This is a genomic window from Pseudomonas sp. CCI1.1, assembly GCF_034348165.1.
GTDB classification, from domain to species: Bacteria; Pseudomonadota; Gammaproteobacteria; order Pseudomonadales; family Pseudomonadaceae; genus Aquipseudomonas; species Aquipseudomonas paracarnis.
Genome location: NZ_CP133780.1, coordinates 3,125,251 through 3,145,024 on the forward strand (window position 1 = coordinate 3,125,251; position 19,774 = coordinate 3,145,024).

The following is a 19,774-nucleotide window of genomic DNA, read 5'->3' on the forward strand; positions in this document are numbered from 1 at the left end:
TCGATCGAGTAGGAGGCGGATTCACATCCGCCGTCCTCTCACACCACCGTACGTACGGTTCCGTATACGGCGGTTCAGGTTATACGGTTAAGTCGGTTTATCGTATCCAGTATCGAGACCAGCCCGAGGCGGTCCCACAGCTTCTTCGGCAACGCCTGATTCATATGGGGCGCTCCCGAGTTCCACCATGGGCCTCGGCCATTGACTGCCGATTTCCACGCCCGCGCCGCATTAAGTCCCAAGCGTATCAAGTTGCGCGCCCTCGTAGAGGGCCGCTTCCATTGACGCCAGACGATACAGCGAAGCTTGTGACGCACCCAGCCGTCCAATTCCTCAAGTGGCCGTCTGCTCTGGCTCAGCTTGAAGTAGCCCGCCCATCCGCGCAGCACGGGGTTTATCCGCTCGATGACAGTCGCCACCTTGTGGCCCCGCGCTTTACGTAGCAGCTCTCTGAGCCGGTCGCGCAAGCGACCCAGGCTCATCGTCGCCACTCTCAGTCTCGGTTGCTGATGCCAGCTCATCCCGTAACCCAAGTAATCACACATCCAAGACCCGGCTACTCGGCTCTTATCCCGATTCAGCGTTAGTTTCAGGCGCTGATTCAGGAAGCGCTCAACACTGGCCATCACTCGTTCGCCAGCACGAGGGCTGCGCACATAGATGTTCGCATCGTCGGCATAACGCACGAAGCGATGACCCCGCCGTTCCAGCTCGCGGTCGAGTTCGTTGAGCAGGATGTTCGACAGCAACGGCGAGAGCGGGCCGCCTTGCGGCGTCCCTTCCTGCCGTCGGCTGGCGATCCCACCCGACATCTCACCGGCTTGGAGGTACCGCCGGATCAGTCTGAGCACGCGTTTATCTACGATTTGGCGCGCCACGTACGCCATCAGGAGATCGTGGTTGACCCGGTCAAAGAATTTCTCAAGATCGAGTTCCACGCACCAGCGATGCCCTGCCGCCACATGGGCGCGGGCTGTCTCGATGGCTTGGTGGGCGCTTCTGCCCGGACGGAAGCCGTAGCTGTAATCCGAAAACAGCGGGTCGAAGATCGGCGTGAGCTGTTGCAGCAGTGCCTGTTGGATCAGGCGATCCACGACGCAGGGAATGCCCAGTTGTCGGGTGCCGCCTTTGGGTTTGGGGATGTCGACGGCGCGTACACCTTGCGGGTGGTATTCGCCGGCCAGCAACCTCCTCTGGAGGATCGGCCAATACTGATTCACGTAGTCCGCCAAGTCGTCGACCGTCATGCCATCGGCACCCGGCGCGCCCTTGTTGCTGACCACGCGCTGATACGCACGTCTGAGGTTGGCCGGTGCAAGCACCCGCGCCATCAGCGTGTCCGGCTCCGCGTTCGTCCACGTCACAGATGCCGTCGATACCTTTGCGCTGTCAGCCGTCATCCTCGGATTCTGTCCGGGACTCGGAGTCACAGTCTTCTCTTGGAGAAATTTCTGCATTTCGGTATTCAACGAGACTCTGACGCCTACTGGCGGCATAACCTGTTCGGCCCTTGGTGGCGCGGTTATTCGCCACTTACTACGGCTTCGGCTGACTTCTGCACGCTCATCCCATCGCCTCTCGACGCTCGGTAGCACACTGGCAAACGTGCAGATCTCCCAGGGTAATTCGCGCGACCTTCCTGCTTATGCCTGTCGGATCTACGTCACAGCGTTCCGTGCAAGTATTGGGCTTTGAAGATTTTGGCCTTCTTACCCCGCTGCGCCGCCTCTATCCGCTTCCTGTTCGTCAGGCCAGCATTTTGCCTCGGGCTTCCTTCAGATTCGCAGTCACCCGCGACACCCTTGCCTCTGGCTAACACTTCCCCTTGCCGGGTGTGTAGAGGACTTTCACCTCCCAGTCACCAGCGTGGCCACCACAGCCAAGCTGGTTGCGCTTGCGCGCAACGCGCCATGCCTGGCGCACCAAAAAAAAACGCCAACCCTAGGGTTGGCGTTTTTATGCGGCGCTTAACGTATCACTGCGGCTTCTTGCGACCAAAACCAGGACGCTGGCCGGAACCGGCCGGTGCGCCACGGCGCTTGCCCGAAGGCTCGTCCGCGACCAGTTTCGGGCCAGGGCGCTTGTTCGCCGCTGGCTTGGCTGGACGCTTGGTGCTGGCGTTGTCGGCCGGGCGATCCGCTTCACCACGGTTGCTACGACCACCCGCCGGAGCAGGACGCGGCGTACGTGGCGCACGCTCGCCTTCCTGACGCGATGGCGTGGTGGGGCGGCGTTCACCTTCAATGTGCGGCTGACGCGAGATACGACCGCCGGTGGCCGGTGCATCCAGCGCAGGGCGCAGGGTGCGGGCAACACGTTCGGTACGTGGCACTGGGCGCGACGATTTGCGCTGCATACGCTCAAGCTTGTCTTTGCTCTTGGCGTTCATCTGCGGCATGGCAACCGGCGTCAGGCCCACTTCGGCGCTGAGGATATCGACCTCGTACTGGCTCATTTCGCGCCAGCGGCCCATCGGCAGGTCGGAGTTCAGGAACACCGGACCGAAACGCACACGCTTGAGGCGGCTGACCACCAGGCCCTGGGACTCCCACAGGCGACGCACTTCACGGTTACGGCCTTCCATCACCACGCAGTGGTACCAGTGGTTGAAACCTTCGCCACCCGGCGCCTGCTTGATGTCGGTGAACTTGGCCGGGCCGTCTTCAAGCACCACGCCCGCCTTGAGGCGTTCGATCATCTCGTCATCGACTTCACCACGTACACGCACGGCGTATTCACGGTCCATCTCGTAGGACGGGTGCATCAGGCGGTTGGCCAACTCACCGTCAGTGGTGAACATCAGCAAGCCGGTGGTGTTGATGTCCAGGCGGCCGATGTTGATCCAGCGGCCTTCTTTAGGCTTGGGCATCTTGTCGAACACGGTCGGACGGCCTTCCGGGTCGTCACGGGTGCAGATCTCGCCGTCGGGCTTGTTGTACATGATCACGCGGCGCACCGATTCGGCGGCCTCTTCACGCTTGATGACCTTGCCATCAATGGTGATTGCATCGTGCAGGTCGACGCGCTGGCCGAGGGTAGCCTCGACGCCGTTGACCTTGATGCGCTTCTGGGTGATCCAGGCTTCGACGTCGCGGCGAGAGCCCACGCCGATACGCGCCAGCACTTTTTGCAGCTTTTCGCCTGCTGGGCCGATTTCCTGGTCTTTCTGGTCTTGGTCATTCATCGTAAGCACCTCCCGGTGGGTCGATTCAGGCGTGGCCTGAGGGGTATTGAAAGCGGGGCCTAGGCCGAATAGGTCGGCAAGGGGTCGCGAATCATACGCGCATGGCGCGTGTTGCGCATCACAGACTAGCCGATAACGCCCAAGTCATTTGCTTTTCCGCCGACCGGTGGCGCCCAGAGCCAGCAAACGCAGCTGGGCTTCGGCCAATACCGTGCGCTTGTCGGCTTTATCGAGTTTCTTCCAGGCACGGATTTCACGCTTGCTGCGGCCACAGCCGACGCAGATGTCGTCGCTGAATTTGCAGATGCTGATGCACGGGTCTTTCAGGGCACTCATGGTCGATCCTCTGTGGGAGCTGGCTTGCCTGCGATGGCATCACCTCCTTGCATCTGAGAGACCGAGGCGTCTGCATCGCAGGCAAGCCAGCTCCCACATGGGTTGCGCGGTGAACCTCAGAGCCGGTCAGTCTTCGAGCTGGCGGCGCTCGTTTTCGATGGCCTCGGCCAGCGCCCGGGCTTCGTCTTCTTCGTCACTCAGGGGCGGCTGTTCGAGGGCGGCGACGGCGGCCAGGAGCTTTTCCCGGGCCTGGGCCACGCCAAGCACATCGTCTTGGGCTTCGACCTCAGGCTCGGATTCAACGTTCACCTGGGTTTCTGGCTCCGCCGCACCATCACGCAGCAAATCGTCGAAGTCGGTCTTGATCCCCTGCTCCATGTCGTCCAGCTCCAGCAACAACGTATGGAAACTGGTTTCGTCCTTGGGCTCCTCCGGCTCGGCGCTGGCATCGGCCAGTTCCTGCAGGCTTTGCGGCACCGGCGCGTCGTCGAAATCGAGCACTGGCTCGGCCTCCATTTCGCGCAGTTCGGCCAGCGGCGGCAGGTCGTCGAGGTTCTTCAGGTTGAAATGATCGAGGAACACCTTGGTGGTGGCGAACATCGCCGGTTTGCCGGGCACGTCACGGTAGCCAACGATGCGAATCCACTCGCGCTCCAGCAGGGTCTTGACGATATGGCTGTTGACCGCCACACCACGCACGTCTTCGATCTCGCCCCGAGTGATGGGCTGGCGATAGGCGATCAGCGCCATGGTCTCCAGCATCGCCCTCGAGTAGCGCTGCGGGCGCTCTTCCCACAAACGCCCGACCCACGGTGAAAACTTCTCACGGATCTGCAGGCGATAACCCGACGCCACTTCGCGCAACTCAAAGGCACGGCCCTCACAGGACTTGCGCAGGATCTCCAAGGCTTTCTTGAACACCGGCGGCTCCGGGCGTTCGGCTTCTTCAAAGAGTTCGAACAGGCGCTCCAAAGATTGCGGTTTGCCCGAGGCCAGGAGAAAGGCCTCCAGCAAAGGGGCCAGTTCGCGGGGTTCAGTCAGATTCATCGATTCAGCTCGTTATTCGGCTCGCGCCCGCACGTGGATAGCCGCAAAAGGCTCATTCTGCACCAGCTCGACCAAGGATTCCTTGACCAGCTCAAGGATCGCCATAAAGGTCACCACCACGCCCAGTCGGCCCTCTTCGGCGGTGAACAACTCGACAAAGGGCACAAACCCACCGCCCTTGAGACGTTCCAGCACATCGCTCATGCGCTCGCGGGTGGACAGCGCTTCACGGCTGACCTGGTGGCTCTCGAACATATCGCCACGGCGCAGTACTTCGGCCATGGACATCAGCAATTCTTCCAGACTCACGTCCGGCAGCAACTTGCGCGCGCGCGCCTCGGGAGCGTCGAGCTTGGGCACCACCACATCACGGCCCACACGGCTCAGGCCGTCGATGCCTTCGGCGGCGGCCTTGAAGCGTTCGTACTCCTGCAGGCGGCGGATCAGCTCGGCGCGCGGGTCATCCTCTTCGGCTTCTACCGTCTCCGAGCGCGGCAACAGCATGCGCGACTTGATCTCGGCGAGCATGGCGGCCATCACCAGGTACTCGGCGGCCAATTCCAGGCGCACCGACTGCATCAGTTCGACATAGCCCATGTACTGGCGGGTGATTTCTGCCACCGGAATATCGAGGATGTTGATGTTCTGCTTGCGGATCAGGTACAGCAGCAAGTCCAGGGGGCCTTCGAAGGCTTCAAGGAACACCTCCAGGGCGTCCGGGGGGATGTACAGGTCCAGGGGCATTTCCATGACCGCCTGGCCATACACCATGGCAAACGGCAGTTCTTGCTGGGCGCCAGCCTGGGGATCAGCGGCTTCCACGGCTGACATTCAGGCCTCGACCATGAACGGAGCCGGGTCGCCACAACCCACACGCACCACTTCTGGTTCGCCATCGGCCAGGTTGATCACCGTGGAGGCCTTGTTGCCGCCGTAGCCGCCGTCGATGATCAGGTCGACGTGCTTTTCCAGCAAACGGCGCATTTCGTAAGGGTCGTACAACGGCTCGGTTTCGCCGGGCAGGATCAACGACACGCTCATCAGCGGTTCGCCCAACTCGGCCAGCAGCGCCAGGGCAATCGGGTGTTCCGGCACGCGCAGGCCGATGGTGCGTTTTTTCGGGTGCAATAACAGGCGCGGCACTTCGCGAGTGGCGTTGAGAATGAACGTGTAAGGCCCCGGCGTGTGGGCCTTGAGCAGGCGGAAGGTACCGGTGTCGACCTTGGCGAACAGGCCGAGCTGGGACAAGTCGCTGCAGATCAGCGCAAAGTTGTGCTTGTCGTCCAGCTGGCGCAAGCGTCTTACCCGCTCGACCGCGCCCTTGTCGCCGATCTGGCAGCCAATGGCGTAGGACGAATCAGTCGGGTAGATCACCACGCCACCGGCGCGGATGATCTCTACGGCCTGCTTGATCAGGCGCGCCTGAGGGTTTTCCGGATGAATCTGGAAGAATTGACTCACGTGCTCTACCTGTTCAGACGGTGGCAATAATGGGGTCATGCTTGAATCGCCCCCACAACAGCGGCAGATCTTCCGGGACCTGACGATACTCGCCAATCTCGGACCAGCCGCCTGGGCCATGAAAATCACTGCCGGCACTGACCAGCAGACCAAATTCGCGGGCAAGGATCGCCAGGCTGCCGACCTGTTCTGCCGGTTGATGCCCGTTGACCACCTCGATGGCGTGGCCACCCGCACCAATATAGTCGCTGATCAGCTTGCGGCGCTTGCTGCGGGTGAAATCGTAATGCCAGGGATGCGCCAGGCTGACCCAGGCCCCGGAGGCCCGCAGGGTCTGGACGGTGTCTTCCAGGGTCGGCCAATGCAGCTTCACATCGCCCAACTTGCCGGCGCCCAGCCATTTGCGAAAGGCCTCGGCGCGATCCTTGACATAGCCTTCGCGCACCATCCAGTCGGCAAAATGCGGACGGGCCGGTGCGTTGCCGCTGTCGCCCAGCTCTTGCTGGATGGCGCGGGCGCCGTCGAGGGCGCCAGGCATACCTTTAAGGCTCAGTTTGCGGCTTATTTCTTCGGACCGCAGCCAGCGGCCATCGTGCAATTGGGCAATCGCCGCCACCAAGGGCGGGGCCTTTTGATCAAAACCGTAGCCCAGCACATGGATGGTGGCGCCGCCCCAGGTGCAGGACAATTCCACGCCGTTGACCAGCTGCATGCCCAGGGAATGCGCGGCCTGGCGGGCTTCATCGAGGCCTTCGAGGGTGTCGTGGTCGGTCAATGCCAAAACTCGCACGCCTTTTTCAAACGCACGCGCAACCAATACCGCGGGCGCCAGGGCGCCGTCGGAGGCCGTGCTGTGGCAGTGCAAATCAACATTCACGGGAGTGTGTAACCTCAAGTCAGCTGGCGCTATCGCAACCAAGGATGTTTGTTATTATGCCGTCACATCCAGCTTCTGGCTCTTACTGTGAAACAATTCATCGACTTCATCCCGCTGTTGCTGTTTTTCATCGTTACCAAACTCGACCCCAGGGTCATCGAAATCGCCGGCCACGAGCTATCGTTCGGAGGCATCTACAGTGCCACTGCCGTACTGATCATCAGCTCCATCGTAGTGTACGGCGCCATCTTCATCTCCCAGCGCAAGTTGGAAAAAAGCCAATGGCTGACCCTTATCGCCTGCCTGGTATTCGGTGGCCTGACCCTGGCCTTCCACAGCGAAACCTTCCTTAAATGGAAAGCCCCGGTGGTGAACTGGCTGTTCGCCCTGGTGTTCATCGGCAGCCACTTCATTGGTGACCGCCTGCTGATCAAGCGAATCATGGGCCATGCGCTGACCTTGCCGGAGCCGGTGTGGGTGCGCCTGAACGTGGCCTGGATCGTGTTTTTCCTGTTCTGCGGTGCCGCCAACCTGTTCGTGGCCTTCACGTTCCAGGACTACTGGGTCGACTTCAAAGTGTTCGGCAGCCTGGGCATGACCGTATTGTTCCTGATCGGCCAGGGCATCTACCTGTCGCGCCACCTGCATGACACCGCGTCTACCACGCCGAAAACCGAGGACTGACATGCTCTACGCCATCATTGCCACCGATATTGCCAACTCGCTGGAAAAACGCTTGAGCGTACGCCCGGCCCACGTCGAGCGCCTTAAACAGCTGCAAGCCGAAGGCCGCATCGTACTGGCCGGCCCGCACCCGGCGGTCGACAGCAATGACCCGGGCGACGCCGGCTTCACCGGCAGCCTGATCGTGGCCGAGTTTGCCTCCCTGGCCGACGCCGAGGCCTGGGCCAAGGCAGACCCTTACGTTGCAGCTGGCGTTTATGCCGATGTGGTGATCAAGCCGTTCAAGCAAGTCCTGCCTTGAACCCGGCTGCGTCGAACCTAATCGTTTCGGCGCACTCCTAATGGCTCACGGCGTCACCGGTGGGGTCGTCGCCGTCGACAATGGCTAAATCGAGTGAGTCATGAGCGAGCTGTTACTGATAGATGATGACCAGGAGCTCTGTGAGCTGCTGACCAGTTGGTTGAGCCAGGAAGGCTTCCAGGTGCGCGCCTGCCACGACGGCCTGAGCGCCCGCAAAGCCTTGGCCGAAGCCGCCCCGGCGGCGGTGGTGCTCGATGTGATGCTGCCCGACGGCAGCGGCCTGGAGTTGCTCAAGCAACTGCGCAACGACCACCCGGAGTTGCCGGTGCTGATGCTCTCGGCGCGGGGCGAGCCTCTGGACCGCATCCTCGGCCTGGAACTGGGCGCCGACGACTACCTGGCCAAACCTTGCGATCCGCGCGAACTGACGGCGCGCCTGCGCGCCGTGTTACGACGCAGCCACCCGGCCGCGGTATCGACCCAGCTGGAACTGGGCGACTTGTGCTTCAGCCCGGTGCGCGGGGTGGTCAGCATTGATGAGCAGGAATTCACCCTGACCGTCTCCGAAAGCCGCCTGCTTGAAGCCTTGCTGCGTCAGCCCGGCGAGCCCCTGGACAAACAGGAACTGGCTCAGATCGCCCTGGGCCGCAAGTTGACCCTCTACGATCGCAGCCTGGACATGCACGTCAGCAACCTGCGCAAGAAGATCGGCCCACACCCCGATGGCCGGCCACGCATCGTGGCGCTGCGTAGTCGTGGCTACTACTACAGCCTCTAAACATCCCGCTTAACCCTGTGGGAGCTGGCTTGCCTGCGATAGCGGTGTGTCAGTCCACCGTTATGCTAACTGGCCCACCGCTATCGCAGGCAAGCCAGCTCCCACCATTGATTTCATCACCTTCAAGGGTTTTGTCAGCTCCTGTCAAACCTGTCTTTACCGAAGCTTTACCCTCCCCTGACCGCCGCTGACCTTGCGCTGCGTAACCTACTCACATCCGGACTCACCGGAATAGAGACAGGAGAATCACCATGCGCAAGACCCTTATCGCTTTGATGCTCGCCGCTGCACTGCCTACCGTCGCCATGGCCATGCCTGAAGGCCCGGGCCCGATGGGCGGCCACGAAGGCCACATGATGGGTGGCCCAGGCCACGGTGAACACGGTCCGCGTGGTAAAGGTGGCCCGTTCAGCCAGTTGGACTTGAGCAAGGAACAGCGTGAGCAGATCCGCAAGCTGATGGGTGAGCAATGGCACGCTCGCAAAGACCTGACCCAAAAGTACCTGGACAAACTGCCGGCCGCTGACCAGAAGGCGATGCAGGACGAAATCGCCGCCGGCAAGCAGAAAACCCAGGCCGATATCCGCGCCGTGCTCAAGCCCGACCAACAGAAGAAGTACGACGAGATCGTCAAGAAGCAAGCCGAGCGCCGCGCCGAATGGAAAGAGTTCCAGGCCTGGAAAGCCCAGCAAGCGCAAAAAGCGCAATAATGGCCTAGCTTCACCCCAGCCCAGTGGTTCGCGCCGCTGGGCTTTTCCTGTTTGAGGGTTTCCTGTGCGTTCATTGTTCTGGCGTATCCTGGCGAGTTTCTGGCTGGCCATCGCCCTGGTAGGCGGGTTGTCGATTTTGCTTGGGCATATGCTCAACCAGGACGCCTGGATTCTGAGCCGCCACCCTGGCCTCAACAACCTGGCCCAAGAGTGGACGCAACTCTATGAAGCCCAGGGCGAAGACGCCGCCCAGGACTTGCTGCAACAGCGCAAACGCCAGTACCACATTGATGTGCAAGTGCTGAACGAGAGTGGCGAGCCGGTGGTGCGGGGCACCTTCCCGCGCCGCGCCGCCGCCTTCGAAGCCCGGCAGAACGACAGCCAGGACGGCCACCTGCCGTGGCGACGCCTGACCGCCGAGTACACCAGCGACAAAACCGGCGACACCTACCTGCTGATCTACCGCATTCCCCACCCGGAGCTGGAGGCCTGGCACCGCAGCAGCCTGCTGTGGCCGCTCAGTGCCCTGGCGATTACCCTGGTGGTGCTGACCCTGTTCAGCCTTCTGGTGACGTTGTCCATTACTCGCCCGCTCAGTCGTTTGCGCGGCGCGGTGCATGATCTGGGGCAAACCACCTATCAACAAAACAGCCTGGCGCAACTGGCCAACCGGCGCGACGAATTCGGTGTCTTGGCTAACGACTTCAACCGCATGGGCGCGCGCCTGCAAAGCCTGATCGGCAGCCAGCGCCAGTTGCTGCGCGACGTCTCCCACGAACTGCGCTCGCCGTTGGCGCGCTTGCGTATCGCCCTGGCCCTGGCCGAACGCGCCAGCCCCGAAGAGCGGGAAAAACTCTGGCCGCGCCTGACCCGCGAATGCGATCGCCTGGAAGCCTTGATCAGCGAGATCCTGGTGTTGGCACGGGTTGACGCCGACAACGCCAGCGCCGAAGACATCGACCTCACCCCGTTGCTTAAAACCCTGCAAAAGGACGCCCAACTCAGTGCCCCCGAACAAGTGGTGCAACTGACGACTGCCAATGATTTGCAGCTTAAAGGCTGGCCGACCATGATCGAACGCGCCGTGGACAACCTGCTGCGCAATGCCCAGCGCTTCAACCCGGTGGGCGAACCGATTGAATTGCAGGCCCAGCATCAAGGCGGGCGCATTCTGATCAGCGTACGCGACCACGGCCCCGGCGTTGAAGCCGAGCACCTGAGCCAATTGGGCGAGCCGTTCTATCGGGCGCCGGGCCAGACCGCCCAAGGTCATGGCCTGGGCCTGGCCATCGCCCGTCGCGCCGCCGAGCGCCATGGCGGCAACCTGATCCTGGCCAACCATCCCGATGGCGGCTTTATCGCCAGCATCGAACTGCCCTTGATCCCTGGGGTTGCCACACCAGTGGGATGATCTTCTATAGTGGCCCTTCTCTTACGGAGGGCCTTTGATGACTGACCTGCTGACTCCCATCCAAGCCGCACTCGCGTTACCGCACGCCCCACTGCCCCAGACCCAGGCCGGTGCCTTGCCCTCGACCTTTGCCGTGACTGACCTGGCGGCCGCCAGCATCGGCGCCGCGGGCCAGGCTATCGCCCAGTTGATTGAGCAACAAACCGGGCGTCTGCCCAGCGTCAGCGTGGATCGGCGCCTGGCCTCGTTGTGGTTCTCTTCGTCGATTCGCCCCGTGGGGTGGCAAGTGCCGCCTTTGTGGGACCCGGTAGCGGGTGATTACGCCAGCGTCGATGGCTGGATCCGCCTGCACACCAACGCGCCCCATCATCGTGCGGCGGCCGAGCGGGTATTGGGGCCTGCCGCTGATTGCGCCGCCATGGCGAGTAGAGTCGCGACCTGGAAAGCCGCCGAACTGGAACAGGCGGTTGTCGATGCGGGCGGTTGTGCCGCGCAAATGCGTAGCTGGCAAGCCTGGCAGCAGCATCCCCAAGGCTTGGCGGTAAACGCCGAAGCGTTGATCCAGCGCCAGGTCTTCGAACCCGGCATCGACAAACCCTGGCTAGGCTCAGCCGCTCGCCCACTGGCCGGCATCAAGGTGCTGGATTTGACCCGGGTGCTGGCCGGCCCGGTGGCCAGTCGTTTCCTCGCAGGCTTAGGCGCCGACGTACTGCGCATCGACTCGCCCACCTGGAACGAACCTGGCGTCGTCCCGGAAATGACCCTGGGTAAACGCTGCGCCCGCCTTGATCTAAAGCGCCACGACGACCGGCAGGTGTTTGAAGCGTTGCTCAAGGACGCCGACATTCTGTTCCACGGTTACCGCGCCGATGCCCTGGAGCAACTGGGTTATACCCTTGGCGAACGTCAGCACATCGCCCCCGGCCTGATCGACGTCAGCCTCAACGCCTACGGCTGGAGCGGCCCATGGCGTAATCGGCGTGGCTTTGACAGCCTGGTGCAGATGAGCAGCGGGATTGCCGAGGCCGGCATGGCCTGGAAACAGACGGATAAACCGCTGCCGCTACCGGTGCAGGCGCTGGATCACGCCACCGGCTATTTGATGGCCGCCAGCGCGATCCGGGCTTTGGCCGAGCGCCTGGACTCCGGACGCGGCGGTTCGGCGCGCTTGTCGTTGGCGCGCACGGCGAAGTTGCTGGTGGAAGCCGGGCAAGTGCCACGGCAAGCGGCATTGCGCGAGGAAGACATCAATGACCAGGGCCTGGTCGTGGAGCAGACAGCCTGGGGCCAGGCCCACCGGCTACTGGCGCCGCTGAGCATCAGTGGCACGCCGTTGCAGTGGGATTTGCCGGCGGTGGAACTGGGCTCGCATCGGCCACAGTGGTGACTTCTCGTCCGCTTTCGCGAGCAAGCCCGCTCCCACACTTGACCGAGTACATTCTTTGAAATGCGATAAACATGTGGGAGCGGGCTTGCTCGCGAAGAGGGCCTGACAGGCGCCGCTAATCTTTGCGGTTCAACGACGTCCACAAATGCTGCGCCGCATACGCCCTCAACGGCCGCCACGCCTCGGCCCGCGCCAATAACTGCCGCGCCGACACCGGCCCACCTTCCAAGGCTGCCAAAGCATTGATCAGCCCGATATCCCCCGACGCAAATGCATCCACCTCGCGCAACTGGCGCATGGCGATGTACTGCGCGGTCCACTCTCCAATCCCCGGCAACGCAACCAGCCGTGCAACGCCGTCCTGGAGGCTGGCCTTGGGTTCGAAAAGCTGAGGATCATCCAACAGCGCCTGGGCCACACCGGACAACGTACGACCCCGCGCCTTGGGCATGCCCAGGGTGGCCAGGTCTGCCGCCGCCAGCACTTCTGGTGTCGGGAACAGGTGGGTGATACCGGCGTGCGGGGATGCCAGCGCCAGGCCATACTGAGCCACCAGCTTGCTCGCCAGGCGAATCGCCGCCACCACGGTTATCTGCTGGCCCAGCACTGCACGAATCGCCAGTTCCAACCCGTCCCAGGTGCCTGGCAACCGCAGGCCAGGGCGGGCCGCAGCCAGTTGCGCCATCAGGGGATCTTGCGACAATTGCGCGTTGATCACCTCAGGCACCGCATCCAGATCAAACATCCTGCGCAAGCGCCGCTCGATCTCAGGCATCGCTGCAGGCTCGGGAAAGTCGACCGTCACCTCCAGCCAATCCCCCACGCCCGGTTCGACGCTGACCCAGCCATGTCGGCCCGCCACACTGATACTGCGCCGATATACGCCGGCGACCACGGTTTCCAACCCGGTAATCGCCCGCGCCGATAGGAACCCCAGCATCGCCGCCCAGTCGTAGGGCGGTTGATACGCCAATCTCACAGTGACAATACCCCGCTATACAGCCCATACGCGGCTAACCCAGCGCCCGCGATCACGCCGCTGAAAATGCCTTTTTCCACGGCGGTAAACAAGGGTAGGCCCTGCTCGCGCTTGGCCAGGGCAAACAGGATCACACCCGGGGCGTACAGCAACGCCGACAGCAGCAAATACTTCAAGCCCCCCGCATACAGCAGCCAAATCGCGTAGCCGAGGGCAACCAGCCCCACCAGCAGATCTTTCATGCGCCGGCGCTGCCAGCCTGCATAGGTTTCGCCGCGCGCGCTCAACAGCACCGCATAGGCCGCCGACCACAAATAAGGCACCAGGATCATCGAGGACGCCAGGTAGATCAGGGTGGTGTAGGTGCTGGCGGAAAACAGCGTGATCACCAGGAATGCCTGGATCATCACGTTGGTCAGCCATAAGGCATTGACCGGCACCTGATTGGCGTTTTCCTTCTTCAGGAACGCCGGCATGGTCTTGTCCTGGGCGGTGGCATAGAGGATTTCCGCGCACAGCAGCGCCCAGGAGAGCAACGCGCCGAGCAGCGAAACCGCCAGGCCGATACTGATCAATACCGCGCCCCAAGGCCCGACGATATGCTCCAACACACCGGCCAGGGACGGGTTCTGCAATTGCGCCAGCTCCGGCTGGCTCATGATGCCCAGGGACAACACATTCACCAGCACCAGCAAGGCCAGCACGCCCACGAAACCAATCACCGTGGCGCGCCCCACGTCCGAGCGTTTCTGCGCCCGCGCCGAATACACACTGGCGCCTTCGATCCCGATAAATACAAACACCGTGACCAGCATCATGTGGCGCACCTGCTCGACCACGCTGCCCATCTGCGGGTTACCCATTCCCCAGATATCGCGGGTGAAAATATCCGCCTTGAATGCAACGGCGGCGATCACGATAAACATCAGCAGCGGCACGATCTTCGCCACCGTCGTCACCTGATTGATGAACGCTGCCTCTTTGATCCCGCGCATCACCAGAAAATGTACGGCCCACAGCAACAGCGACGCGCAGCCGATGGCAAGCGGCGTATTGCCCTGGCCGAACGCCGGAAAAAAGTAGCCGAGGGTGCTGAATAGCAAGACGAAATAACCGACATTGCCCATCCACGCACTGATCCAGTAACCCCAGGCGGATGAAAAGCCCATGTAGTCGCCAAAACCCGCCTTGGCGTAGGCATACACCCCGGAGTCCAGCTCGGGCTTACGGTTCGCCAACGTCTGGAACACAAAGGCCAGGGTCAGCATGCCGATGGCGGTGATCGCCCAGCCGATCAATATGGCGCCCACTTCGGCACGGGCGGCCATGTTCTGCGGCAATGAAAAGATGCCGCCGCCAATCATCGAGCCCACCACCAGGGCGATCAGGGCACTGAGCCGGAGTTTCTGGGCGGGTTGGGTCATGCAGCTTCCTCGAAATAAACGGTTGGGCGACAACTGCGCACACAAGTAATTCAGATTAATGACGTTGTCATAACATAAGGATATGTAAAGGTAGGAAGTTTAGGCTTATTTAGAATTTAAATACGTCAATTATGAAGCGATAGTCAAACAACGTACAAAAAATTTGCACATTCGCAAATACGAACTAGCGTCAACACCCATGCCCTCGACCAAATGATTAACCACAAAGCAAAGAGCGCTCTATCAAGCGCCTTTGCGGGACTTGTTCGTCCGCAAAAACCTCACCCTAAGTCGTTAATTCACAATGGAATGTGCCAATGAAGTGATCTGAGTCAGCTGTTTGATTAGCGCACGGAATTATTCTGTGGTCTCTCTTCTCCTGCATTGGAGTCATGCAATGTCTGAAACTCCCGGAAAACTTCGACTAGGCGCCCTGGTCGCACTTGTCGTAGGCTCGATGATTGGCGGCGGTATCTTTTCATTGCCACAAAACATGGCCGCCAGCGCCGATGTCGGTGCGGTGTTGATCGGCTGGGTGATTACCGCCATCGGCATGTTGACCCTCGCCTTCGTGTTCCAGACCCTCGCCAACCGCAAGCCTGACCTCGACGGCGGGGTCTACGCCTACGCCAAGGCCGGTTTCGGCGACTACATGGGCTTTTCATCCGCCTGGGGCTACTGGATCAGCGCCTGGCTGGGCAACGTCGGCTACTTCGTGTTGCTGTTCAGCACCTTGGGCTATTTCTTCCCGGTCTTTGGCGAGGGCAATACCCCGACGGCGGTGATCGCTGCGTCAGTGCTGTTATGGGCCGTGCATTTCCTGGTGCTGCGCGGGATCAAGGAAGCGGCGTTCATCAACCTGGTGACCACCGTCGCCAAGGTGGTGCCGCTGCTGCTGTTCGTGCTCATCGCCCTGTTCGCGTTCAAGCTGGACATCTTCACCGCTGACATCTGGGGCGTGAAAAACCCGGACCTGGGCAGTGTGATGAACCAGGTGCGCAACATGATGCTGGTCACCGTGTGGGTGTTTATCGGCATCGAAGGCGCGAGCATCTTCTCGTCCCGTGCCGAGAAACGCAGTGACGTGGGCAAGGCCACCGTGATCGGCTTTATCACTGTGCTGCTGTTCCTGATGCTGGTGAACGTGCTGTCCCTGGGGATCATGACCCAGCCGGAACTGGCCAAACTGCAAAACCCGTCGATGGCCGCCGTGCTGGAGCATGTGGTGGGCCACTGGGGCGCGGTGCTGATCAGCGTGGGCTTGATCATCTCCCTGCTCGGCGCGCTGCTGTCCTGGGTGCTGCTGTGTGCGGAGATCATGTTCGCCGCCGCCAAGGACCACACCATGCCGGAGTTCCTGCGCAAGGAAAACGCCAACCATGTGCCGGTCAACGCCCTGTGGCTGACCAACGCAATGGTGCAGATATTCCTGGTGATCACGCTGTTTTCCGCCAGCACCTACCTGTCACTGATCTACCTCGCCACCTCGATGATCCTGGTGCCTTACCTGTGGTCGGCGGCCTACGCCCTGCTGCTGGCGGTGCGCGGCGAGACCTACGAGAACGCCCTCAAAGAGCGCAGAAAGGACCTGTTCATCGGCGCTATCGCCCTGATCTATGCGATCTGGCTGCTCTACGCCGGCGGCACCAAATACCTGCTGCTCTCCGCCCTGCTCTATGCCCCTGGCGCGATCCTGTTCGCCAAAGCCAAGCGTGAACTGGGCAAACCGATTTTCACCCCCGTCGAGAAGCTGATTTTCGCCGCAGTGGTCATTGGCGCCCTGGTGGCGGCCTATGGGCTCTACGACGGCTTCCTGACCCTGTAATTGTTGTTCACTGGAGGATCTGTAATGACCACGGAAAAAGTGAAGTACGGCGTACATTCCGAAGCCGGCAAACTGCGCAAAGTCATGGTGTGCTCCCCAGGTTTGGCCCACCAGCGGCTGACCCCAAACAACTGCGACGAGCTGCTGTTCGATGACGTGCTGTGGGTGGCCCAGGCCAAGCGCGACCACTTCGACTTCGTGACCAAGATGCGCGAGCGGGACATTGATGTGCTGGAAATGCACAACCTGCTCACCGACATCGTCGCCAACCCCGAAGCGCTGGACTGGATCCTGGAACGCAAGATCACCGCCAACACCGTAGGCCTGGGCCTGGTCGATGAAGTCGGTTCGTGGCTGCGCAGCCTGGAGCCGCGCAAAATCAGCGAGTACCTGATTGGCGGCGTATCGGCCGACGACCTGCCGAGCAGCTTCGGTGGCAAGACCATCGAGATGTTCCGCGATTTTCTCGGCCATGCCAGTTTCATCTTGCCGCCACTGCCCAACACCCAGTTCACCCGCGACACCACCTGCTGGATCTACGGCGGCGTGACGCTCAACCCGATGTACTGGCCGGCGCGCCGCCAGGAAACCCTGCTGACCAGCGCCATCTATAAATTCCACCCTGAGTTCACCAACGCGGACTTCCAGATCTGGTACGGCGACCCCGACCAGGAACATGGCGCCGCGACGCTGGAAGGCGGCGACGTGATGCCGATTGGCAACGGCGTGGTGTTGATCGGCATGGGTGAGCGTTCGTCCCACCAGGCCATTGGCCAACTGGCGCGCAACCTGTTCCAGAACAAAGCCGTGGAGCGCGTCATCGTGGCCGGCCTGCCTAAATCCCGCGCCGCGATGCACCTGGACACCGTGTTCAGCTTCTGCGACCGCGACCTGGTCACCGTCTTCCCCGAAGTGGTCAACCAGATCGTGCCTTTCACCCTGCGCCCTGACGAGAGCAAGCCCCACGGCATCGACATTCAGCGCGAGAAAACCAACTTCCTCGAAACCGTGGCCGCAGCGCTCAACCTCAAGGCCCTGCGCGTGGTCGAGACCGGCGGCAACAGCTTCGCCGCCGAACGCGAGCAATGGGATGACGGCAACAACGTGGTGGCCGTGGAACCGGGCGTGGTGATTGGCTACGACCGCAACACCTACACCAACACCCTGCTGCGCAAGGCCGGTGTGGAAGTGATCACCATCAGCGCCGGTGAACTCGGCCGAGGCCGTGGCGGCGGCCACTGCATGACCTGCCCGATCATCCGCGACCCTATCGACTATTAAGGAGATTTCATCATGGCTTTCAATATGCGCAACCGCAGCCTGCTGTCGCTGATGCACCACACCACTCGCGAGCTGCATTATCTGCTGGACCTGTCCCGCGACCTCAAACGCGCCAAATACACCGGCACCGAGCGTCCGCACCTGCAGGGCAAGAACATCGCACTGATCTTCGAAAAAACCTCCACCCGCACTCGCTGTGCCTTCGAAGTCGCGGCCCATGACCAGGGCGCCCACGTCACCTACATCGACCCGGTGTCGTCGCAGATCGGCCACAAAGAAAGCATGAAAGACACCGCCCGCGTACTGGGCCGGATGTTCGATGCCATTGAGTACCGTGGCTTTGAACAGGAAATCGTCGAAGAGCTGGCCAAGTTCGCCGGTGTGCCGGTGTTCAACGGCCTCACCGCCGAATTCCACCCGACCCAGATGATCGCCGACACCCTGACCATGCGTGAACACAGCGACAAGCCGCTGCATGACATCAGCTACGCTTACCTCGGGGACGCCCGCTACAACATGGGCAACTCGCTGCTGATGATCGGCGCCAAGCTGGGCATGGACGTGCGCATCGGCGCGCCCAAAGCGCTGTGGCCCCATGAAGATTTCATCAAGCAATGCCAGGCCTTTGCCGAGGAAAGCGGCGCACGCATCACCATCACCGAAGACCCGAAAGAAGCCGTGAAAGGTGTGGATTTCATCCACACCGATATCTGGGTGTCCATGGGCGAACCGGTGGAAGCGTGGGACGAGCGCATCGAGCAACTGCTGCCGTACCAGGTCAACGCCAAGATGATGAAAGCCTCGGGCAACCCTCGGGTGAAATTCATGCATTGCCTGCCGGCGTTCCACAACAGTGAAACCAAGGTCGGCAAGGACATCGCGGCGCGCTATCCGCACCTGGCCAATGGCGTGGAAGTGACCGAAGAGGTGTTCGAGTCGCCGGCCAATATCGCCTTCGAGCAGGCGGAAAACCGCATGCATACCATCAAGGCGATTCTGGTGTCGGCGTTGGCGGATATCTAACCCCACTCTGATCGTTCCCACGCTCCGCGTGGGAATGCAGCCAGTGGCGCTCTGCGCCACAAGAGCGGACGCAGAGCGTCCGGTGAGGCATTCCCACGCAGAGCGTGGGAACGATCATTCTAGAAGGACATTCTGTATGCGCATCGTCGTAGCCCTGGGCGGCAACGCCCTCCTGCGTCGTGGTGAACCCATGACCGCAGACAATCAACGGGCCAACATCCGTATCGCCACCGAACAGATCGCCAAAATCCACGCCGGCAACGAACTGGTGATCGCCCACGGCAATGGCCCGCAAGTGGGCCTGCTGTCATTGCAGGCGGCGGCCTACACCAGCGTCTCGCCTTACCCGCTGGACGTGCTGGGTGCCGAGACTGAGGGCATGATCGGCTACATCATCGAACAGGAACTGGGCAACCTGCTGGACTTTGAAGTGCCGTTCGCCACCCTGCTCACCCAGGTCGAAGTGGACGCCAAGGACCCGGCCTTCCAGAACCCTACCAAGCCCATCGGCCCGGTGTATGCCAAAGCCGAAGCCGAGAAACTCGCCGCCGAGAAAGGTTGGGCCATCGCGCCCGATGGCGACAAATACCGCCGCGTGGTCGCCAGCCCGCGCCCCAAACGCATCTTTGAAATTCGCCCGATCAAATGGCTGCTGGAGAAAAAAGCCATCGTGATCTGCGCCGGTGGCGGCGGCATCCCGACGATGTATGGCGAAGACGGCAAGCTGCGCGGCATTGAAGCCGTGATCGACAAAGACCTGTGTTCCTCCTTGCTGGCCACGCAACTGGAGGCCGATTTGCTGGTGATCGCCACCGACGTCAACGCCGCCTTTATCGACTTCGGCAAGCCCACCCAGAAGGCCATCGGCCAGGCCCACCCCGACGACATGGAAAAACTCGGCTTCGCCGCCGGCTCCATGGGACCCAAGGTCCAGGCCGCCTGCGAGTTCGCCCGCCAGACTGGCAAAACTGCGGTGATCGGTTCACTCTCGGACATCGAAGCCATCGTCCAGGGCAGCGCCGGCACGCGCATCAGCACGGCCAAACCTGGCATCACCTACCTGTGA

The 19,774-nt window shown here is 61.6% G+C and carries 19 protein-coding genes; 10 read left to right on the forward strand and 9 right to left on the reverse strand.

Translation table 11 applies throughout. The annotated features are described in order from the left end of the window. Positions 1-74: 74 nt before the first annotated feature. From ltrA to RHM69_RS14075, 7 genes are all read right to left on the reverse strand, one after another. Positions 75-1,496 (reverse strand): group II intron reverse transcriptase/maturase, encoded by a 1,422-nt coding sequence (ltrA, locus tag RHM69_RS14045; protein WP_011805433.1) that lies wholly within the window; start codon positions 1,494-1,496, stop codon positions 75-77. Between the two features lie 479 nt (positions 1,497-1,975). Next, positions 1,976-3,184 carry a 23S rRNA pseudouridine(2605) synthase RluB gene (rluB, locus tag RHM69_RS14050; RefSeq protein ID WP_014719681.1) on the reverse strand — a complete coding sequence of 403 codons (1,209 nt, stop codon included), beginning with the start codon at positions 3,182-3,184 and terminating at the stop codon, positions 1,976-1,978. Positions 3,185-3,328: 144 nt separating this feature from the next. Beyond that, complete coding sequence (locus RHM69_RS14055) at positions 3,329-3,520, reverse strand: DUF1289 domain-containing protein (protein WP_014719682.1); 192 nt, start codon at positions 3,518-3,520, stop codon at positions 3,329-3,331. A 126-nt stretch (positions 3,521-3,646) separates the two neighbouring features. Further along, entirely contained in the window at positions 3,647-4,567 is a 921-nt protein-coding gene (gene scpB / locus RHM69_RS14060) for an SMC-Scp complex subunit ScpB (RefSeq protein WP_014719683.1), read from the reverse strand. Between the two features lie 12 nt (positions 4,568-4,579). Next, positions 4,580-5,278 carry a segregation and condensation protein A gene (locus RHM69_RS14065; protein WP_164365898.1) on the reverse strand — a complete coding sequence of 233 codons (699 nt, stop codon included), beginning with the start codon at positions 5,276-5,278 and terminating at the stop codon, positions 4,580-4,582. Positions 5,279-5,398: 120 nt separating this feature from the next. Next, positions 5,399-6,028 carry an L-threonylcarbamoyladenylate synthase gene (locus RHM69_RS14070; RefSeq protein ID WP_003193796.1) on the reverse strand — a complete coding sequence of 210 codons (630 nt, stop codon included), beginning with the start codon at positions 6,026-6,028 and terminating at the stop codon, positions 5,399-5,401. A 13-nt stretch (positions 6,029-6,041) separates the two neighbouring features. Next, positions 6,042-6,905, reverse strand: coding sequence for a PHP domain-containing protein (locus tag RHM69_RS14075; RefSeq protein ID WP_003193798.1), 864 nt, complete (start codon positions 6,903-6,905; stop codon positions 6,042-6,044). An 87-nt stretch (positions 6,906-6,992) separates the two neighbouring features. On the opposite strand from RHM69_RS14075, the gene RHM69_RS14080 reads away from it, so the two are divergent. The 6 genes from RHM69_RS14080 to RHM69_RS14105 all read left to right on the forward strand — a co-directional run bounded on the left by RHM69_RS14080 (position 6,993) and on the right by RHM69_RS14105 (position 12,176). Further along, positions 6,993-7,589 (forward strand): septation protein A, encoded by a 597-nt coding sequence (locus RHM69_RS14080; RefSeq protein ID WP_014719685.1) that lies wholly within the window; start codon positions 6,993-6,995, stop codon positions 7,587-7,589. Position 7,590: 1 nt separating this feature from the next. Next, a complete protein-coding gene (locus RHM69_RS14085) occupies positions 7,591-7,890 on the forward strand; it encodes a YciI family protein (RefSeq protein WP_014719686.1) in 300 nt (99 codons plus the stop codon). Between the two features lie 100 nt (positions 7,891-7,990). Continuing rightward, positions 7,991-8,668 (forward strand): response regulator transcription factor, encoded by a 678-nt coding sequence (locus RHM69_RS14090; RefSeq protein ID WP_057013691.1) that lies wholly within the window; start codon positions 7,991-7,993, stop codon positions 8,666-8,668. A gap of 251 nt (positions 8,669-8,919) precedes the next feature. After that, positions 8,920-9,378: an LTXXQ domain protein gene (locus RHM69_RS14095; protein ID WP_014719688.1), complete on the forward strand. Its 459-nt coding sequence runs from the start codon at positions 8,920-8,922 to the stop codon at positions 9,376-9,378. A gap of 64 nt (positions 9,379-9,442) precedes the next feature. After that, on the forward strand, positions 9,443-10,789 hold the full coding sequence (locus RHM69_RS14100) for a sensor histidine kinase (protein WP_014719689.1): 1,347 nt from the start codon (positions 9,443-9,445) through the stop codon (positions 10,787-10,789). A 37-nt stretch (positions 10,790-10,826) separates the two neighbouring features. Continuing rightward, complete coding sequence (locus tag RHM69_RS14105; protein ID WP_106110978.1) at positions 10,827-12,176, forward strand: CoA transferase; 1,350 nt, start codon at positions 10,827-10,829, stop codon at positions 12,174-12,176. A gap of 115 nt (positions 12,177-12,291) precedes the next feature. Here RHM69_RS14105 and RHM69_RS14110 read toward each other — a convergent pair whose 3' ends face one another. After that, positions 12,292-13,155 (reverse strand): DNA-3-methyladenine glycosylase family protein, encoded by an 864-nt coding sequence (locus RHM69_RS14110; RefSeq protein WP_014719691.1) that lies wholly within the window; start codon positions 13,153-13,155, stop codon positions 12,292-12,294. Then, positions 13,152-14,579, reverse strand: coding sequence for an arginine-ornithine antiporter (gene arcD, locus RHM69_RS14115; RefSeq protein ID WP_019819391.1), 1,428 nt, complete (start codon positions 14,577-14,579; stop codon positions 13,152-13,154). Before arcD (RHM69_RS14115) ends, RHM69_RS14110 begins: the two co-directional genes overlap by 4 nt. Positions 14,580-14,976: 397 nt before the next feature. Here arcD (RHM69_RS14115) and arcD (RHM69_RS14120) point away from each other — a divergent pair, with 397 nt between their 5' ends. From arcD (RHM69_RS14120) to arcC, 4 genes are all read left to right on the forward strand, one after another. Continuing rightward, positions 14,977-16,404, forward strand: a complete 1,428-nt coding sequence (gene arcD / locus RHM69_RS14120; protein ID WP_014719693.1) for an arginine-ornithine antiporter — start codon at positions 14,977-14,979, stop codon at positions 16,402-16,404. A 24-nt stretch (positions 16,405-16,428) separates the two neighbouring features. Continuing rightward, entirely contained in the window at positions 16,429-17,685 is a 1,257-nt protein-coding gene (arcA, locus tag RHM69_RS14125) for an arginine deiminase (RefSeq protein ID WP_014719694.1), read from the forward strand. Positions 17,686-17,697: 12 nt separating this feature from the next. Beyond that, positions 17,698-18,708, forward strand: coding sequence for an ornithine carbamoyltransferase (locus tag RHM69_RS14130; RefSeq protein ID WP_014719695.1), 1,011 nt, complete (start codon positions 17,698-17,700; stop codon positions 18,706-18,708). Between the two features lie 136 nt (positions 18,709-18,844). Continuing rightward, on the forward strand, positions 18,845-19,774 hold the full coding sequence (gene arcC / locus RHM69_RS14135) for a carbamate kinase (RefSeq protein ID WP_019819394.1): 930 nt from the start codon (positions 18,845-18,847) through the stop codon (positions 19,772-19,774).

Bases quoted from the DNA above. Each gene is read 5' to 3' on its own strand.
- ltrA (WP_011805433.1), bottom strand. From the start codon at position 1,496: ATGCCGCCAGTAGGCGTCAGAGTCTCGTTGAATACCGAAATGCAGAAA.
- rluB (WP_014719681.1), bottom strand. From the start codon at position 3,184: ATGAATGACCAAGACCAGAAAGACCAGGAAATCGGCCCAGCAGGCGAA.
- RHM69_RS14055 (WP_014719682.1), bottom strand. From the start codon at position 3,520: ATGAGTGCCCTGAAAGACCCGTGCATCAGCATCTGCAAATTCAGCGAC.
- scpB (WP_014719683.1), bottom strand. From the start codon at position 4,567: ATGAATCTGACTGAACCCCGCGAACTGGCCCCTTTGCTGGAGGCCTTT.
- RHM69_RS14085 (WP_014719686.1), top strand. From the start codon at position 7,591: ATGCTCTACGCCATCATTGCCACCGATATTGCCAACTCGCTGGAAAAA.
- RHM69_RS14090 (WP_057013691.1), top strand. From the start codon at position 7,991: ATGAGCGAGCTGTTACTGATAGATGATGACCAGGAGCTCTGTGAGCTG.
- RHM69_RS14095 (WP_014719688.1), top strand. From the start codon at position 8,920: ATGCGCAAGACCCTTATCGCTTTGATGCTCGCCGCTGCACTGCCTACC.
- RHM69_RS14105 (WP_106110978.1), top strand. From the start codon at position 10,827: ATGACTGACCTGCTGACTCCCATCCAAGCCGCACTCGCGTTACCGCAC.
- arcD (WP_019819391.1), bottom strand. From the start codon at position 14,579: ATGACCCAACCCGCCCAGAAACTCCGGCTCAGTGCCCTGATCGCCCTG.
- arcD (WP_014719693.1), top strand. From the start codon at position 14,977: ATGTCTGAAACTCCCGGAAAACTTCGACTAGGCGCCCTGGTCGCACTT.
- arcA (WP_014719694.1), top strand. From the start codon at position 16,429: ATGACCACGGAAAAAGTGAAGTACGGCGTACATTCCGAAGCCGGCAAA.
- RHM69_RS14130 (WP_014719695.1), top strand. From the start codon at position 17,698: ATGGCTTTCAATATGCGCAACCGCAGCCTGCTGTCGCTGATGCACCAC.
- arcC (WP_019819394.1), top strand. From the start codon at position 18,845: ATGCGCATCGTCGTAGCCCTGGGCGGCAACGCCCTCCTGCGTCGTGGT.